Origin of the sequence: Persicobacter diffluens (assembly GCF_036244895.1) — a bacterium.
In the GTDB taxonomy this organism is placed as follows: domain Bacteria; phylum Bacteroidota; class Bacteroidia; order Cytophagales; family Cyclobacteriaceae; genus Persicobacter; species Persicobacter diffluens.
The window spans coordinates 2,758,734-2,773,769 of sequence record NZ_BQKE01000001.1 but is presented as its reverse complement, the minus strand read 5'-3'; the positions used below and the strand labels follow the sequence as shown (position 1 = coordinate 2,773,769).

The 15,036-nt window shown below is 41.5% G+C and carries 13 protein-coding genes; 6 read left to right on the top strand and 7 right to left on the bottom strand.

From position 1 onward, the window contains the following. Window positions 1-40 precede the first annotated feature (40 nt). The 3 genes from AAA970_RS11280 (at window position 41) to murB (ending at window position 2,589) form a co-directional block, all read left to right on the top strand. Entirely contained in the window at window positions 41-376 is a 336-nt protein-coding gene (locus tag AAA970_RS11280) for a MerR family transcriptional regulator (RefSeq protein WP_053405702.1), read from the top strand. Beyond that, the gene (gene dprA / locus AAA970_RS11275) at window positions 354-1,499 is read left to right on the top strand and encodes a DNA-processing protein DprA (protein WP_338237186.1); all 1,146 of its coding nucleotides are present in this window, start codon (window positions 354-356) and stop codon (window positions 1,497-1,499) included. Before AAA970_RS11280 ends, dprA begins: the two co-directional genes overlap by 23 nt. A gap of 73 nt (window positions 1,500-1,572) precedes the next feature. Beyond that, window positions 1,573-2,589, top strand: coding sequence for a UDP-N-acetylmuramate dehydrogenase (gene murB, locus AAA970_RS11270; RefSeq protein ID WP_338237185.1), 1,017 nt, complete (start codon window positions 1,573-1,575; stop codon window positions 2,587-2,589). A 269-nt stretch (window positions 2,590-2,858) separates the two neighbouring features. On the opposite strand, the gene AAA970_RS11265 is transcribed toward murB, so the two are convergent. After that, entirely contained in the window at window positions 2,859-3,353 is a 495-nt protein-coding gene (locus tag AAA970_RS11265) for a deoxycytidylate deaminase (protein ID WP_053405699.1), read from the bottom strand. Between the two features lie 143 nt (window positions 3,354-3,496). On the opposite strand from AAA970_RS11265, the gene AAA970_RS11260 reads away from it, so the two are divergent. Beyond that, complete coding sequence (locus AAA970_RS11260) at window positions 3,497-4,039, top strand: DUF2911 domain-containing protein (RefSeq protein WP_053405698.1); 543 nt, start codon at window positions 3,497-3,499, stop codon at window positions 4,037-4,039. A 395-nt stretch (window positions 4,040-4,434) separates the two neighbouring features. On the opposite strand, the gene AAA970_RS11255 is transcribed toward AAA970_RS11260, so the two are convergent. After that, window positions 4,435-5,013: a DUF3332 domain-containing protein gene (locus AAA970_RS11255; RefSeq protein ID WP_172674365.1), complete on the bottom strand. Its 579-nt coding sequence runs from the start codon at window positions 5,011-5,013 to the stop codon at window positions 4,435-4,437. A gap of 100 nt (window positions 5,014-5,113) precedes the next feature. Here AAA970_RS11255 and AAA970_RS11250 point away from each other — a divergent pair, with 100 nt between their 5' ends. Then, window positions 5,114-5,680, top strand: coding sequence for a hypothetical protein (locus AAA970_RS11250; RefSeq protein ID WP_338237184.1), 567 nt, complete (start codon window positions 5,114-5,116; stop codon window positions 5,678-5,680). Window positions 5,681-5,683: 3 nt separating this feature from the next. On the opposite strand, the gene AAA970_RS11245 is transcribed toward AAA970_RS11250, so the two are convergent. Next, a complete protein-coding gene (locus AAA970_RS11245) occupies window positions 5,684-6,538 on the bottom strand; it encodes a SprT-like domain-containing protein (RefSeq protein ID WP_338237183.1) in 855 nt (284 codons plus the stop codon). A gap of 107 nt (window positions 6,539-6,645) precedes the next feature. On the opposite strand from AAA970_RS11245, the gene AAA970_RS11240 reads away from it, so the two are divergent. Then, window positions 6,646-9,258 (top strand): DUF5686 family protein, encoded by a 2,613-nt coding sequence (locus AAA970_RS11240; protein ID WP_338237182.1) that lies wholly within the window; start codon window positions 6,646-6,648, stop codon window positions 9,256-9,258. Between the two features lie 199 nt (window positions 9,259-9,457). Here AAA970_RS11240 and AAA970_RS11235 read toward each other — a convergent pair whose 3' ends face one another. The 4 genes from AAA970_RS11235 to AAA970_RS11220 form a co-directional block, all read right to left on the bottom strand. Beyond that, entirely contained in the window at window positions 9,458-10,291 is an 834-nt protein-coding gene (locus AAA970_RS11235; protein WP_338237180.1) for a hypothetical protein, read from the bottom strand. A gap of 354 nt (window positions 10,292-10,645) precedes the next feature. Beyond that, complete coding sequence (locus AAA970_RS11230; protein WP_053405692.1) at window positions 10,646-10,981, bottom strand: hypothetical protein; 336 nt, start codon at window positions 10,979-10,981, stop codon at window positions 10,646-10,648. Window positions 10,982-11,217: 236 nt separating this feature from the next. Continuing rightward, entirely contained in the window at window positions 11,218-12,051 is an 834-nt protein-coding gene (locus AAA970_RS11225) for a hypothetical protein (RefSeq protein WP_338237179.1), read from the bottom strand. A 359-nt stretch (window positions 12,052-12,410) separates the two neighbouring features. Then, window positions 12,411-14,675, bottom strand: coding sequence for an aconitate hydratase (locus AAA970_RS11220; RefSeq protein ID WP_338237178.1), 2,265 nt, complete (start codon window positions 14,673-14,675; stop codon window positions 12,411-12,413). Window positions 14,676-15,036: the final 361 nt, after the last annotated feature.

Here is a 15,036-nt window from a genome sequence, read left to right as displayed (position 1 = left end):
GAACAACGAAAGTTTAACGACCCATTTAGCTTTTTAAATAGTGCCATATAAAGAGAAGGAAATATTAAAAAAATACTACACCATTGGGGAGGTCGCAGAGATGCTACAGGTTTCTACTTCTTTGATCCGATTTTGGGAAGGAGAATTTGGTATTATTCGACCTAAGAAAAATCGAAATGGAAACCGACAGTTCACTAAAGAAGATATTGAAAATGTGAAATTGATTTATCATTTGGTGAAAGAGAAGGGCTACACCTTACAAGGAGCGAAGGATCTGTTGAAAAACAATACGAAGGAAGTCAAAGATAAATTGGAGATAATAGAGTCTCTAAGATCTTTAAAATCCTTCCTCATTGACCTCAAAACACAATTGTAGTAAAAGCGCATCAGCAAAAATTGATGCCATGGCCCTGGGGATGGTTCCCGGGGTTGGATCACAAACTTTTCGAGCGCTAATTGCTCATTTCGGTTCTGCTACGCAGGTTTGGGCTGCTGAAAAAAGTGCCCTGCAAAAAGTTGCAGGAATTGGTCCTACGATCTGCCAACATTTAGTCAATTCCCATTATTTTATATCTTTGGCTCATCAGGAATGGGAGCAAGCGACCAAGAAAGGTATTGACATTTATATCCTATCCGAGGATAACTATCCCCATCGACTCAGGCAAATCCCTGATGCTCCACCCGTATTATTTGCTTATGGCCCGGCTGATTTAAATCCAACCTACACCGTGGCCATTGTGGGTACCCGAAAAGCCACCGCTTATGGCAAAAGCTTTCTGGATGATTTTTTTCAGGATATTGCCCCCTATCACCCTACAGTTGTTTCCGGATTGGCTTATGGTATTGATATTTACGCCCATCAGCTGGCTTTAGACTATGAATTACCGACCATAGGGGTAATGGCCTCCGGGATGAATATTATATATCCCAGGGAGCACCGCGCTGTGGCGAAAGAAATGGTGCGTCAGCAAGGGGCTTTGTTGACAGAAAGTCCCTTGGGGATTCAACCGGAAGCCATGTTGTTTCCGGCCCGAAACCGCATTATTGCGGGAATGGTGGATGTGGTGTTGGTTATTGAGGCGATGAATTCCGGTGGCGCTTTAATTACTGCTGATTTGGCCAACCAATATGATCGGGAGGTAATGGCATTGACCGGCCCCTATCAGGCGAGCAAAAGTGAAGGTTGTCATCAGTTAATCAAATCGAATAAGGCCCACCTGTTGACGGATGCGGAGGATTTGATTCAATTAATGTCCTGGGAAACCCAAGAGGAGCAAAAAGAAAAGCACGTTAAAATGCCGGATAATCTTACATTGTTAGAAAAAGAAGTTTTTTCCTTTATTTCAGAAAAAACGACGCCGGTTGTGATTGATGAGTTGAAGTTGAATTTTTCACATCAATTGCCTTTGTTGTCCTCTTCTTTATTGAACTTGGAACTTGTGGGCTTAATTCAAAAATTGCCTGGTGGTGTGTTTGGAGCAAAGGGGAGAGTCAGATAGATCAGCAAGAACATTTCATGAAGTGGGAAATATTCGGTGGGTTCCCTAAATTGCGCCCATAATTGATTTTGATATGACCATAAAGACCAACTTTTCCCTTTTGGGTTTAAATACTTTTGGAGTGGCCGAAGAAACGGCTTTTTTTACTTCCGTATCCTCAGTGGCGGAAGTTCAGCAGTTAATCAAGGAAGAGGTGTATCAATCGCATCCTTCCATGATGTTGGGCGGAGGGAGTAATGTGCTTTTTACGGAGAGGTATGAAGGTTTGGTGGTTCAAAATCAAATCAGGGGCCGGGAACTGTTACAGGAGGATGAGGAGCATGTTTGGGTGAAAGTGGGCGCCGGAGAGGTTTGGCATGATTTCGTGCTGTATTGTATTGAACAAAATTGGGCCGGGGTAGAGAACATGTCACTGATTCCGGGTTCTGTAGGTGCTGCACCCATTCAGAATATTGGGGCTTATGGTGTGGAGTTAAAAGATGTTTTTGAGTCCCTGGAGGCCGTGGAAGTGGAAAGTGGTGAGCTTAAAACTTTCCACCATGCGGATTGCGAATTTGGCTATCGTGATTCTATTTTTAAACGGTGGGCAAAGGGGAAGTTCATTATTGTGAATGTGACATTCAAATTGAATAAAAGGCCCAATTTTAATACCACTTATGGGGCTATTCAGCAGACTTTGGAAGAACAGGGAGTGAGGGAGTTGTCCTTGAAAGCGATTGCGGAGGCGGTGATTCATATTCGTCAATCCAAATTGCCGGATCCGGCGGAGATTGGGAATGGAGGGAGTTTCTTTAAAAATCCGGTGATCTCCACAGCACTTTTTGAAAGCCTTCAACAGGATTATCCTCAAATGGGCGGTTATCCGGCAGGAGTTGGAAAGGTGAAAATTGCTGCGGGCTTTTTAATAGATCAGGCAGGATGGAAAGGTTACCGGGAAGGAAATATAGGCGTTCATGAAAAGCAGGCCCTGGTTTTGGTGAATTTCGGAGGGAATAATGGGAAGGCTATTTATCAATTGGCCAAAAAAATACAAGCCTCCGTCCTGGAGAAATTTGGGGTAGAGATTGAGCCGGAGGTGAATATCATTTAGAAAAAAGGAGCAAGAAGAAACAGGGGAGAGGATCCCTTGTTTCTTTTTTTTCAGGCTATGTCTAATGATGCAAGTTTAAATCCTTGTTTACCTGCAAGACAAGGAAATGAAGGAATTTTTCCTGTTGCGAATTTTTTGCAACAAAGCAGATGAATGTGGAGAAATCAATTTTTCCGAATTCAAGCTTATTGAACAATTAGTCGAGTCACCTAATATTTACTGATAATAAACCCTTTGCTTTTTTTGAATCTGCAGGTAAATAGAAAGGCTTAAATTAGCGGATCCAGTTTTTCTTTTTCTAAAAAAGGGGCTCCTTCATATTTATGGATATCAATGCCGAATTTTCTCAGGAAGTCCACACCCTCATCACAAGGTAAGCCCTTATATTCTGCATAGGATTTATAATAAATCACTTTTTTAATACCGGCGCTATAAATAATTCTGGCACAAGGCAGGCAGGGGGCAAGGGTCACATATAATGTGGAACCTTCTACATCCGATTTGTTTTTTACTGCATAAAGAATCGCATTTTGCTCCGCGTGAATGGCCAAAGAACAACTTCCTTTGGAGTCTCTGGAACAACCCGTTCCCGGAAACTCTTCATCGCAATTGTGGGTTCCTGCCGGTGGGCCATTATAGCCAATTGAGATAATTCGGGTGTCTTTGGCCAGTACTGCGCCAACATGTTTTTTGATACAATGGGATCGACGGGCAATGTTGAGTGCCAGCTCCATATAGATGTCATCGAAATTGGGCCTGCTCATAAAATTTGTTTGTTTGAGTACCGCTCATAAAAAATACTGTTTTTCTGTTTCGGAAAAATTGCGGTACTGAAGTGGTCTTCTTATTTTTCAATAATAAAATTTTGCTCAAATTAATTCTGACCTTTTTAAAAACAAATCTATCAATGATGAAAAATAGCATTTTGGCCGTGGTGGTAATGATTTTGTCTTTGTGGGCAACAGATGGCTTAGCGCAGGAGGCTTTAAAACCGAGGGTAAGTCCATTGGCGGTAGTAACGTTTAAAGAGCACGATACCTATGTGAAGATTACTTATGGTCGTCCACACAAGAGGGATCGGGAGTTGTTTGGGACATTGGTGCCTTACGGTAAGGTATGGAGAACAGGAGCCAATGAAGCCACGGAAGTGACCCTGACAGGTGATGTTCGGGTGGCCGGTAAAATATTGAAGGCGGGAACTTATTCTTTGTTTACCATCCCTAATGAGGACAACTGGACCATTATCTTTAACAATGATTTAGGCCAGTGGGGTTCTTATGAATATAAGGAGGAGGATGATGTGCTGAGAGTGAGTGTATCCGCTGAGCAGTTGGAGTCGATTTATGAGCCACTGACGATGGAGTTTGAGAATATGGAAGATGGGAAAGCCAATTGGTTGATCATGTGGGATTCCACTAAGGCCATTATCCCTTTGGAGTTTATGTGGTAATTTGATCCTGATTATTAATTCCAAGTTCTTAGTGAAGGTACTTTGAGTCAATTCATTAAGTCGAGTGATGCGTGCTCCAAGCCGTGTTCGGCTGCAGGATACGGAAATAATGGGATTAGACCTATTTCTTTTTTCCAGAAAGCAGAAGGATGAGGAGAAAGCAAGTTTTCCACAATTTGGGCGATTAGAAAACCGGTCGGCTACTCCAAAATGATGAGAATTAAGTTTAAAGTGATTTTTTGAACTCAGTGGCGCATCATGCGGATAAATTTGCTTCAAATCATTACTAAATAAAAAGGCAGTGATTTCGATTAAATCACTGCCATTTTTTTGACCTTTTGTCAAATTGGGATTTACCCATCTAGGGGGTTATGTCTTTATAACTACCAAATCCATTAATGGTTAGAAACTAACTCCGTTCCTCTAAAACCTCTTTTCTGTGCGGCTTCCATTTCTGTAAAATTCATGGAGAAGGCATGGGCTGTTTCAGGCAGAAATTGGATCATTGGGTTATTTTCGTCTCCACTCATTTGCATGATTACTTCAGAGGTGCCATTTTCTTCCCAAGTCCAGGATTTGTCTTTTTTCGAGAATACAAAGGCCCCTTTGGCTCCTTTATGTTCCCCGGCAATTACTTCAATGTCATAGCGGTTTTGGGAAGCGGTTAATTTATAAGTACTGTTTTCCCCTTCCACTACACGTTCTTCGATCTCGCCCGGTCCCATGGAAATAGGATTGTTGCCACCCCAGAATTCAATGGAGTTAAAGATGATGGCATCCAGGAATACGGTTACACCATAAACCGGAATGATGTTTAATCCGAAGAAAAGCAGGGCGTTGATAAATTTATCTCCCACCTGGCCGTTCCAGTTCCACAGTTTTGTAGTTAATTTAAAAGGGCCGTAGCAGCTGGTTTGCACAAGTCCGGCACTCATCATGAAAACTGCCAGTAGAATGGTCGAAAGCTTTTTCATAAACATTTAATTGAAATTAAGATTTAGTGAATCGATTGACTCAATTTTGCAAAAGGTAGTTCAAGTTCTTATTATTCACAAAATAAATTTAATATAAAAAATGGACGATTTAGAGCCTTACAACGGTTGGCATGCTTTTTATAACTCTTCTCAAGATCCGAACTCGCCTTTTTATGAGAAGGTTTATAATTATGACTTATATTCTGAAACTATCTATGGCTATTATATTGATCCTGCATGGGATAATATAGGATCGGAGACATTGTTCATAAAGGTTTTATACGCAAATTATGAACAAGGGATTGTGATATTGGAATTTATTGGTGAGTGGAATGATGCCCTGCATAATGATATCATGGTGTTGAAACGTAATATTTTGGAGTATTTTATATCCTCAGGGATTCGAAAGTTCCTGCTGGTAGGAGAATTTGTGATGAATTTTCACGGTTCGGATGATGCCTATTATGAAGAGTGGTTTGAAGAGGTGGAGGAAGGCTGGATTGCCGCGCTTAATTTTCGAGCCCATGTCACGGAAGAATGGGAAAAGTTTAACCTGGATGAATTTATCGTAATCGGGCAAGATTTAATGATTGACAATTGGAGGACCAAGCCTCCATTGCAGCTGATGCGGCAAGTGGAAGCATTGGTGAGAAAACGTTTGGGCTGATCTTTACTTCAGAACGGTTTCCATGTGAAAGGAATAATGCTTTCCGGTGTGTATTTCTTCCGCAATACAACGCGTTCGGTTGTTTTTTATTTTTCGGAATTTGACCTTGTTGTAAGAAAAGACCGTTCCATTGGGGATTTCCCCTACCTTTGGGCCGGTTGAGAGTGCCTTTATTTGAGCTGATGACTGTTGATCCTTGGTTATAATTTTTTCTAATAATTCCTGGTCTTCTATTTTGAAGACCTCAGCGCCTGCAATGAAATTGTAAACTTTTGCATTTTGAATATTTCGGGCGATGACTTTGGAATTTCTTCGATCGATAATTCGGTAGCATTTTTTGCGGTGAACAAAGCAGTCCCCAATTTCCATATTTTCAAGTATCCAAAAACCTTCTTCCATACGCTCTTGCTCATTTACCGGTCCACGAAGTAATTTATATAATTCGGGGTCGCGCCCGGAAGAGGCCGCAGGGTTTTTCATATGATTTTTTAAAACCGATAATAAGGGTTCGCTATAAATCTCCGGGATTAAAAAGGGCTGCATGAGCTGTTGGAAGGTTTGCTTCCATTCTACTCCGTGGGGTTTTATTTGAATCCCTTTTCGGTTGTATTGCTCAAAACAGTAATGGTGGGCAATTTCATGCACCAGCGTTAATAAAAACTGAGAATGACTCAGGTTGTGATTGATGGTGATGGTTGGTCCATATTTAGGATGGTTACGGAAGTCCCCCAGTTTACTTTCTCTTTTGTTTTTGATGTGCAAACCAAAGGGTAATTGTTCCCATAGCTGACCAATCAGCGGAAGGGCTGCTTTAGGAATATAGCTTTGAATTAGATCGGTCAGTTTTTTTACGCTCAATGATTTATGTTTTTAGAATATAAAATTGGATATAAGTGGAAATCTCCCGAAAATAGTAATCATCAGCCTGTAGCAACAGCTTTCTTCATCTTTTTCAAAATCTACTTATGCCGTTTCGATTATTCATGGGCGTTTTGTGTTACTTCGCCATGGTCATTCCTTCTTTAGCTCAAGATTACAAAATTAGTGGTTATGTTTTAACTCCTGAAGGAGAAAAATTACCGAATGTCACCATTGGGGTGATTGGCGAGCGTGCCGGAACCCATACCAACGGAGAGGGCTATTATGAATTATGGCTAGCCGGAGGTGAGCATCGCATCCAATTTCAATATTTGGGATATGCACTGGAGATGAAAGGAGTAGTGTTGAATGGAGATCAACGGCTGGATGTGAAAATGCAGGAGCAGGTCATTACCCTGACAGGCATAAATATTCGAGCTAATACGGAGGATCCTGCTTATTATATAATGCGAAAGGCGATTGGCATGGCGCAGTATTATAAAAGGCTGGTGAAATCTTATGAAGTGAAGGCCTATACCAAGGGTTCAGGTATTGTGAAGAAGGTGCCGAAGTTATTAAAGATGGCCATGGATGATGAGGAGGTGGAGCGTTTTATCAACAAACAGCTGGTGATGGAATCCGTTTCGGAGGTGAAATTCAGTCAGCCCAATACCTATGAGCAAAAGGTGTTGTCTTATCGTACCAGTATTCCGGATGCTGATAATCAGGTCGACCCTATGGAATTTGTGACCGCCAGCTTGTATGATGACCAAACTGCAGATTTTATATCGCCACTTTCCCGAATGGCTTTCCGCTATTATAAATTTGAGTACGAGGGTTTGTTTGAGGACAGGGGAATGCAGGTGAATAAAATCAAGGTCATCCCTAAGCAAAAAGGACAACAGTATTACCGGGGGCATATTTTTATTGTGGAGGATGCCTGGTTTCTTCATTCTACGGATTTAACGGTGGCCCTGAGTGTTGGAGATATTCGGGTGAAGCAGCTTTATGCACCGGAAACAGATCAAATCTGGATGCCCAAATCTCTGGAGTTTTCGGGAGACTTGAGTGTGGTCGGTGTGAAGATGTCTTTTAATTATCTGGCGGCTTTAAGTGATTATGAAATTGTTCCTGATGCGGATATTCAGGCACAAATTCAACAGGTGTTGCCAAAGCCGGTCTTGGTGAAGGAACAGGAGGAAGTTGCTTCTGCTTCTGAGGAAGCACAACTGAATAAAAATGAAAGCAAGATACAGGACCTGATGGCGCAGGATAATTTGAGCAATAGAGAGATGCGAAAATTACAGCGTTTGGTGGAGAAGGAAGCTAAAAAAGAGGAAGAGCGTCCGCCATTGGAAATAAAGTCAGGCGTAAAAGTGGATTCTCTGGCTACTAAAAAGAATGATGATTATTGGAATACCATTCGGCCGGTCTCTTTGACTTCCGCAGAACTGGAGAGCTTTTCGGAGAAAGATAGTGTGGAAGCCATTACCAGTACACCAGCCTACAAAGATTCTGTTAAGGCCGCTCAGATGAAATTTCATCTTAAAGATATAATCCTGGGGGGAAATTATCGATATCCGGATAATAACAGTGTGCTGAATTATCACGGTATATTAAAGGGGATCCACTATAATACCGTGGATGGGATTAAACTATTTTCCGGAATTGACTGGACAAAAAATTATGAGGATGGATCGCGGATTTACCTTCAGGCCGACTATGGGTTTACTTTTTCCCGTGGAGCCTTTTTAGGAGACCTTTTGTTTCGACATCATTATGCTCCTCAGCGTTTTGGGAAATATCAAATCGCAGTGGGGCAATGGACGCAGGATTTTAATGCTTCAGGGGGCATGTTTGAATTCGAGAATGATATTTCCACTTTGTTTTTTGGCTTGAATTATTTGAAAATCTATGAAAAGCAATATTTTAAAATAGATCATGATTATGAGTTGGTCAATGGTTTGATGTTGAAGATCGGTTATGAATTTCAAAACCGACATGCTTTGCAGAATACTACCACCAATACCCTTTTTGAAAAAAGTCGGACGGAAATCACCGATAATAAGCCGCTTGTGGTGGGGCGAGAAGAAGAGGAGATGTTTGATCATCAGGTGAATATTGTAGCGCTTCAACTGGATTACACGCCCCGACACCGTTATTATTATTCAAAAAAGGGCGTGAAAAGGCATGTGAGGTCTAAGTATCCCACCATTGGGCTTCACTATAAAAAGGGATTTTCCACGGACATTGATTATGACTTTCTTTCCCTGGGAGTCAATCAGCAGGTGGATTTGGGATTTTTAGATTCCTTTAAATACGGTGTAAAGGCTGGCGCCTTTTTGAATAACTCAAAAATGTCTTTGGCGGATTTATACTATTCCAACACCCGTCATTTTGAGTTGATGATTTCCAATGTGGATGAGGCCTTCAGGTTATTGCCCTATTACAAATATGGTATGGACGATTATTTCGTCGAGGGACATTTTCATTATACTTCTCAGCGACTATTGTTGAAGCGTTTGCCTTTACTAAATAAAAGCTTAATCTCGGAAAATATTGGTTTTCATTATATGAAAAACCCGCAGCTCAATCATTATATGGAAGTGACTTATGGCTTAAGGCAGATTTTGGGTTTAATATCTGTAGAAGGAGTAATGGGCTTTGAAGCAGGAGAGAAGCCCTCCTGTGGTTGGCGATTGGTGTTAGATGTGCTGTAATAGGATGCTCCCCCGAAGGCAAGCATCCGGTTATGCTTAAGGCGTGTTCAAAAGCCAAAATTCGCAGTGAAAATTTGATTATTACAGAAGCGATAAAGGATTATTTTGAGAGAATAGCAGCGCTTTGATTGAGCAATTATCCAATATCGCTTCCAATAATCCGGATTTGCCGCCGGATGGGGTGCTTTTAAAAACGCTCTTATTGGTAAATTTTTTTCTTTTGACTGAAAGTGGTCTGGCTCCCATCAGGCTGAGTTATGGTGGCCTCCCGGTCACAGCTGCCATCTCCATAGTCAATAGTGCGTGTTTCTGATGCGGTTTCTGAGGTGAAAATCGTTTTTTGTTTGATGCCCGCTACCGGGAATCGCCAGGAAATAGCGGTACAAAGTGATTTGTAAACGAGGGGCTCTTCTATGCTGATTAAATATCGGTGCCCTAGTCGGTTGATGCCTTCGGCTTGCCCGCTACGGTGTCTTTCAAAACCCTCTTCTTCATTTTGAAACTCCAGCACTTCCCACTGGGCAGTTCTGCTAATGCTCCAACCATCCGGACTGCTGATCTGGCCAGCTGTAAGCTTGATCGTAAATTTTTTGTTAATGCCATCCCAGCTTTTGCTACGAATACCTTCTATTTGGAAATCATTTATTGAGAAATTTTCCGGGCGGATGGTTTTAGAGCGATAACGCTCTTTTCGATTTCCTTCATATTGAATAATGATTTTTCCTTTACGAATATCCCCGTTTCTATCGGTCCATCCATCTCCATAATCAATGGTGACTACTTTATTTTTTTCATCCAGGGCTAAATCAAGAGCGGCGCCATTGCCAGTAATTCTAAGATTGTCTTCAGCAAGGAGTGCTTCTTCAGCAGTGTTTTCCAGCTTATTGAAAATTGCTTCAGCCATTTCTTCATCCTGAAAGGAGGCGGAGTTTAAGTCAGTGGAATAGACCGGACTGTCTTCACTAGATTGGCAACTGAACAAAAATGTGCTTAAAAGAACGATGCCAAGTATTTTAATAGCAATAACTTTCATGATTAATGTACGGTAGGTTTAAGATTCTAATTTTCCGGCCGGAGTTTTATTGAATTCAAACCTTAGATCACAAAAGCTATTCAGGGTTTAATGGGGTTGAAAAAAAATAAGCCGGATTATTATGCTTAAATCCTCGTTTAGCTGTAAGGCGGGAAAAATGAAGGGATTTTTCCTATTTCGAGTTTTTTCCAAGGAAACAGATGAATGAGGAGAAAGTTCCAAGGAAACAGATGAATGAGGAGAAAGCAAGTTTGCCCGAATTTGGGCTATTTTAAACCCAATACGATGACTTGTATTTGTTTGACCGTGAATTACTTAATCTTATTTAGTGTGTTTGGCGGTGAATAATTTGGGTTAATGATGGTTATTTGAAAATAACTTTCCGATATCATATCCCTTCAATAATAAGAGAGCTGGTGATACCAGGATTTCAGCGAGCAAAGCGGGAATGAGCACTTTGCCGATTAACATTTCCAATTGGCTAAAAAGAAGACTGTATAAAAGGAAAGTGAACAGTAGCGCAATAATTCGACTACTGAAAATAATGGAAAGAATTTGGAGAATGCGTGTGCCAGGAGCAAAATGATGTAGGAAAAGTGCCTGTCCCAGTGCGCCCAGGGCAAAGGCGGGAAGGCCTAAAAATAAGACCATAATAAAATTGCCTAAATGGTGGGTAAATTCTATTTCCATCTTACACTCTTTTTGAAGGTAAGCAAATCAATTGTCTCTATATTTATAATAACGGAAATTTTTGGCTTTTGATAGGAGATTTGTCGGTGAAAATTTTATTGATATAAAAAAGCATCTTAGATCAATTCTAAGATGCTTTTGGGAGTGTAATCAAGGAGTTTTTATAATCTTACACTTAGTGATTTTATTGTTTTTAGGCTGTATACGGTGAGAGTTGTGATTTTGGGGATGAAAATCTAAATATTGTTCAAAAGAAAATCAACCACCTTGTCACCCCGATAGTGTAGGGCGCCATTAGTGAAATCTTCCCCTACGATAAAGTACAATTTAATGTCACCGGCAATCACCCCTCCGAAGTCGGAAATACGCCCCCAGGTTTCACTGGCTAAGGCAAAGCTTTGGTGGGCACTATCGCTGAAAACAGCAAATTCTTTGAGGTTTGCTCCTTCGGGAACAGTTTTGATATTGAGATCCAGGCAAATGATTTTTCCTCTTTGGGGGCTATAACGTTTTTTGAATACGCCCATTCCTTTTCCGCTTTTGACCCCAGCCGGAATAAGGGCATATCCATTTTCCAAAGATTCCTGAGTGGATACGCCTTTTACCAGAAGGTCTAAGGTTGCTGATTCCCGCTTAATTTGCGTCTTGGCAGCAGGCAGGTCATAGCTTTGATCATTAAACTGGATTTTGATCGCTTTATCATTTGAGCTAATAGTGAACACGGGATTTTGGCCCTTTATGAGGTTCTTTTTCATGCCCCAATGGCTTAATTCAGCATCTCCTTTATCGTTACACCAGCCCACCGGCGTAGCTTCGCCTTGTTCAGTAATGAGGCGAATAGCGGTTGGTTTAATACTAGCTTTGGTTTCAAAGTGCCCAAAGACGGCTATAAATTTTAAGCTATCCGGGCAAAGAATACTTTCCTCGTAGCCAAAAGGCGGGTTGTTGCGATATTTTTGGATGGTATACAATTCCTTTACCTCGTAAACATCACTTACATTAAATTTTTGGGCATGTAGTACTGGATTTATAAAAAAGGTAATTAATCCCAGTAAATAAAAATATTTCATCTTAAATAAATAGTGTTGATGTCGTATTTCTAATATAGGGAACTTTTGAAATAGTACTATATCGTCTACTTTTTCACAAAACATTACCTCTGTAATGTATTGTCAATTAATGGATTGTATTTTTCTTGTTCAAGTACGCTTATAGGTGTGCTGTTATTGGCTGTAACTTGCGTTTTTTATATTTATTAGGTATTGCTGAGTAGAATTCGATCGCTTATTTAGTTGATAAATCAAGTTTAATTTGCAATATTCTCATGTAATAAAAGTTGTTTTTTTGCATTTTTAGAGGCGGGTAAATACAAAAAAGGCGCAATTGGTATAGCCAATTGCGCCAATGTTATGCGTTATTTATGAAGGGTTTAGCCATTCTGAGTCTTAATCAGATTAAGAGCCGATCCTGCTTTAAACCATTCAATTTGATTCTCATTATAAGTATGGTTACATACGATTTCATCGATGGAGCCGTCTTCGTGAGTGACCTTCAGTGTTAAAGGTTTTCCGGGAGCGAAAGCGGTCAGGTCGATAGTGTCAAAAGTGTCATTCTCTTGAATTTTATCGTAATCTGCCGGATTGTCAAAGGTCAATCCCAGCATTCCCTGCTTTTTGAGATTGGTTTCGTGAATTCGGGCAAAAGACTTCACCAAAACAATGCGAACACCCAGGTGGCGAGGCTCCATAGCCGCATGCTCACGAGAGGATCCTTCCCCATAGTTTTCATCACCCACTACAATAGAAGGAATGCCCGCTGCTTTGTAGGCTCGCTGCGTAGCCGGAACAGCACCATATTCTCCGGTTAGTTGGTTTTTAACCTCATTGGTTTGGTCGTTGAAAGCATTCACCGCACCAATCAGGCAATTGTCTGAAATATTGTCCAGATGGCCGCGGTAACGCAACCATGGTCCTGCCATTGAGATGTGGTCAGTGGTACATTTGCCCTTGGCCTTGATCAATAATTTCATGCCTTCAATCTCCTTGCCATCGTAAGGAGTAAAAGGAGTCAGTAGTTGAAGGCGTTTGGAGTCTTCGGCAACCACCACGTCTACATCCGAACCATCTTCAGCAGGAGCCTGGTATCCGTTGTCTTCCACATCGAAGCCTTTTGCAGGAAGTTCATCCCCAACCGGTGCGTCAAGTTTTACTTCCTCTCCTTTATTATTCACTAAAGTATCCGTGATAGGGTTGAAATCCAATCGACCGGAAATCGCAATGGCGGCTACCATTTCTGGGGACGCTACGAAGGCATGCGTATTCGGATTACCATCAGCACGCTTAGAGAAGTTACGGTTGAAGGAGTGAATGATAGAATTCTTTTCTTCTTTATCTGCTCCGGCACGAGCCCACTGTCCAATACAAGGTCCACAGGCATTGGTGAAAATCTTAGCATCCAAATCTTCGAAGATTTTTAACAAGCCATCACGCTCAGCGGTATAGCGTACCTGCTCAGAGCCCGGGTTGATCCCAAATTCCGCTTTAGTAACCAAACCTTTGTCTACCGCCTGTTTGGCAATAGAGGAGGCTCTGGATAAATCCTCATAAGAAGAGTTGGTACAGGAACCGATTAGTCCCCATTCCACATCAAGCGGCCAGCTATTGGCTTCTGCGGCAGCCCCCATTTCAGAGATAGGAGTAGCGCGGTCTGGCGTAAAGGGCCCGTTTAAATGTGGTTCCAGTTTATCCAGGTCGATTTCAATAACCTGATCAAAATATTGCTCCGGATTGGCGTAAACCTCTTCATCCGCAGTCAGGTATTCTTTAATGTCATTAGCTGCCTCAGCAACTTCGGCTCTTCCGGTGGCGCGTAAATAGCGTTCCATGGATTCGTCATAACCAAAGGTGGAGGTCGTCGCTCCAATCTCTGCCCCCATATTACAGATGGTGCCTTTTCCGGTAGCGGATAGTGATTTGGCGCCTTCGCCGAAATATTCTACAATACAACCGGTTCCACCTTTTACCGTAAGAATTCCGGCTACCTTTAATATAATGTCTTTTGGAGCAGTCCAGCCGTTTAATTTTCCGGTAAGTTTAACCCCGATTAATTTTGGGAATTTTAATTCCCAGGGCATTCCGGCCATTACATCCACCGCATCAGCGCCACCAACCCCAATAGCAACCATACCTAATCCACCGGCATTCACCGTGTGAGAGTCGGTTCCAATCATCATCCCACCCGGGAAGGCGTAATTCTCTAGCACTACCTGGTGAATAATACCTGCTCCTGGTTTCCAAAAACCAATGCCATACTTGTTTGATACCGACTCTAAAAAGTCGAATACCTCTGAGCTTTGTGATTTCGCAGCAGCCAAATCAGTTGCTGCGCCTACTTTGGCCTGGATAAGGTGATCACAGTGAACGGTAGTGGGAACCGCTACTTTGTTTTTTCCGGCTTGCATGAATTGTAAAAGGGCCATTTGTGCAGTGGCATCCTGGCAAGCAATGCGATCCGGAGCAAAGTCTACATATGAAGCGCCTCTTTCATAAGAGGAAGTTGCATTTCCGTCCCAAAGGTGTGCGTAAAGGATTTTTTCAGCAAGGGTAAGTGGTTTGCCGACTACTTTTTTAGCCGCCTCAATACGCTCTGGAAATTTAGCGTAAAGTCCCTTGATCATCTCCAAATCAAAAATCATAGTATAACGGGGTTTTTAGGTGTTAAAGTTCTTTTGTGTGCAGCCTGTGCTGAAACTTAGGCGGGATTTTAGCCATCAAAAAAATTATTTTTTAATTAGATGCCATTATCCGTGGTGTTCCATCTTATTTAAGGTTAGGCAAAATATATTTCTGCCTTAGCATGGAAAACAGTCATTATTTTAGCTAGGCCAATCGAATTTAAATAAAAATTGGGAACATATTAGCCAAAGCAGGAAGTTGTTTGTGATTTATAACAAAAAAACAGTTGTTTTTTTATAGATTTTTGGACGGTCAATATAGGGTTTGTTTATCTCCTTTAACTATGATTGGGCGCTAGATTGATGCTCCCCCCGAACCGAT